Annotated in this window: 1 protein-coding gene; it reads left to right on the plus strand. The window is 62.9% G+C overall.

Going from position 1 to position 364, the window contains the following annotated elements; all coding sequences use genetic code 11:
• A partial coding sequence (locus tag BTM36_RS26825; RefSeq protein ID WP_139347312.1) for an ATP-binding cassette domain-containing protein occupies positions 1-364 on the plus strand: 364 nt, incomplete at both ends.

Consider the following 364-nt stretch of genomic DNA (forward strand, 5'->3'; position numbering starts at 1 on the left):
CTGATGAGCAGCTATCCGCACCAGCTTTCCGGCGGCATGTTGCAGCGCATCATGATTGCCATGGCGCTAAGCTGCCAGCCAAAACTGCTGATTGCCGACGAGCCAACCACGGCGCTGGATGTCACCGTGCAGGCGCAAATCCTGCGCTTACTGCGTGATCAGGCGCGGGCGCAGCAGATGGCGCTGATGCTGATCACTCATGATTTGGGCGTTATCGCGCAGATGGCGGAACACGTCGTAGTGATGTACGCCGGGCGCATCGTTGAGCAAGGCCCGACCGCCGACGTGCTGCGCAACCCACTGCACCCTTATACCAAAGGGCTGATCGCGTCGCGCCCTGTTCCGGGCGAGCGCCGACGCCGCC

The organism is Herbaspirillum sp. VT-16-41 (assembly GCF_001994935.1).
Classification (GTDB): Bacteria; Pseudomonadota; Gammaproteobacteria; order Burkholderiales; family Burkholderiaceae_D; genus Herbaspirillum; species Herbaspirillum frisingense.